Raw genomic sequence first — 2,340 nt, forward strand, 5'->3', positions numbered from 1 at the left:
GCTGCTCCGCGAGCTGCTGCTCATCGATGATCTCTCCCGTCACGGGATCGATCATCTCGATGACATCGGTCATCGCCCTTCCTTTCAGTCAGGCCAGACCAGATCCACCGTTAATCAGACAGTCCCCCCCGATCGGCACACTGCTCGCAAAAGGGATGGTTCGAAGCCCCGGCTCCACTCAGCGTGCAATCGCTGAGTCTCAGACGATACGGGTGTCGGCTTGAACCGCGACCTCTTGCGGGCTCTGAGCGCTTCTGCCACGATGAGCCATCCGACAACGATGTCGGCGGCTTCTGGGGAGTCAGTGATGAGCATCATCGCAATCGCGGCGCTCGGCTGCGGTGTCGGGCTTGTCGTCGCTCAAATTGTTGTGTCGATGGTGGCTGGCATTAAAGCCGCATCTGCGGCGGCGGGCGGCCCAGCCATCTCCGAGGCAGTCAGCGAGACGCTGAAGGCGCTGGCGGACAAAGTTCCGCTCGCCGTCGCCGGAATCGTGTTGATCCTCATTGCAGCGATAGTGAACGGCGACCTCGCCGCTTCCGTCGTGTTCGGCGACCCATCGCCGGCCCCGTCGTCGACCTGAGCACGGGCAGAACGTCATGGTGTGGCTCCAGAACGCGCTACTTATTCTTGGCGCGACCGCGACGGTCGTGAGCATCGGACTGATCGGTGCTGACCAGTGCTTCAGTTGGAAAGAGAACCGCGCTGTCGGCTCCGGGTGGTTTGCGAAGGATGGAACTCCGCCGCTTCCGTTGACCGCGAGCCGTGTTGCCCTGGCGGCAGTTGGTCTCGCACTGCTCTTCGGCAGCGCGAGCATCGATTGGTCGACCGACGCACCAGAGCCCCCCGGACGCTCCGGCGCGCAGTGCATCTGCTGCCAATTTCCGTAAATGCCCGTCGCACACATACTCCGACCCCGAGGATTCCGTGATCAATTCCGGGCGGGGAACGATCCTAAGCGCACGATCCCACAGAGTGCCTCGAACGTGCGCTGCTCGCTCAAAGATCGGCATCGGGAGCTTCAGGGTTCTCGAGATCGTGTCGGCCGCCAGAACTGGCTTCGCTCCCCGCGATCCTCGCGCTATGTTGAGCGACACTGGGTCTGTTCTGGGGAGGGACTGGATGTCCAATGACGCGCCGGCGGCAACGCCCGGCTGGTACCCCGTGGCTGGGGGCGGGAAACGCTACTGGAACGGGTACGAGTGGACGACCGATGTCATCGGCGCGCCCACTCCCGAGGTGGAGTGGGCAGCGCTGTCTCCCACGCTTCCCGCGCCGACGGTCGTGATCCCACCGCAACAACTGCCTCCCGCCTATGCGCCGCAGGGCAACTCGTTTGCTCAGCCTGCGGGATGGTATCCAGGCCCGACGGGGCTCCTCCAGTGGTGGGACGGCCGGTCGTGGGGTCCGTTCGCGCCGCAAACAGCCCAGCCACAGAAGGAGGTGGGTATCGCCTACCTCCTTCTTCCTACTCGGTGGTTTCGCCGCGCATCGGTTCTACCTGGGCCGCATCGGATCCGCGATCGCGCTGCTCTGCATCTGGTGGGCAGGATGGTTCCTGGTCGGCGTCGCAGTCGGTGTCCCGCTCCTGATCGCCGGCGGAATCTGGCTACTCGTCGACCTGTTCGCACTGCCGTCCATGGTGCGCGACGAGAACGCACGACGTCTGAATCCGCGCTGAAACTCCAGCCGCATCAGGCATCCGCGCAACCTCAAGAATCTGAAGCACTTGAAACGCGCGGCGCACGATTCGCGCCCGGTCTACGGGCGCCGTTCGCATGAGGATCCCGCAGCCTGCGGCTCGTCCGCAAGCTCGGATCAGGGATGCTTCAGCGACAAAGCGCCGAGTGGGACCTCGAGTGCGACACCGTTCACCGTCGCGAAGGTGATGAGTCCGGTCAGCGCGGCGACATTGACCAGGACAGTGCCCCAGAACGCGCGGCGGAACGAGCGCTTGCGGGTCTTGTGTCGGAACAACTGCTGCGCCAAGAGCGCGCCCGGCCAGCCGCCGAACACTCCGAGTACGAGAAGCATCTGCTCCGAGATCCGCTGCCGACCACCTCGCGCCGCCGCCTTATCGATCCCATAAACCGCAAACGCGACGACGCTCAAAGCGCCGTACAGCGCTGGCATCCACCACGGGAGGTCGAGCACGAAGTAGGCCAGCGAGAACGCGGCTACGAACGCGACCAGTACCGACCAGCTCAGCGCCGAGGGACTGTCTGATTAACGGTGGATCTGGTCTGGCCTGACTGAAAGGAAGGGCGATGACCGATGTCATCGAGATGATCGATCCCGTGACGGGAGAGATCATCGATGAGCAGCAGCTCGCGGAGCAGC

2 protein-coding genes are annotated in these 2,340 nt (G+C 63.9%); one reads left to right on the forward strand and one right to left on the reverse strand.

Translation table 11 applies throughout. The annotated features are described in order from the left end of the window. The first annotated feature begins 307 nt into the window (after nt 1–307). Complete coding sequence (locus MA876_RS18790) at nt 308–583, forward strand: hypothetical protein (protein ID WP_248153016.1); 276 nt, start codon at nt 308–310, stop codon at nt 581–583. Between the two features lie 1,235 nt (nt 584–1,818). Here MA876_RS18790 and MA876_RS18795 read toward each other — a convergent pair. After that, complete coding sequence (locus tag MA876_RS18795) at nt 1,819–2,154, reverse strand: DUF1294 domain-containing protein (protein WP_248153017.1); 336 nt, start codon at nt 2,152–2,154, stop codon at nt 1,819–1,821. Nucleotides 2,155–2,340: the final 186 nt, after the last annotated feature.

This window comes from Microbacterium aoyamense, from assembly GCF_023155855.1.
GTDB lineage: Bacteria > Actinomycetota > Actinomycetes > Actinomycetales > Microbacteriaceae > Microbacterium > Microbacterium aoyamense.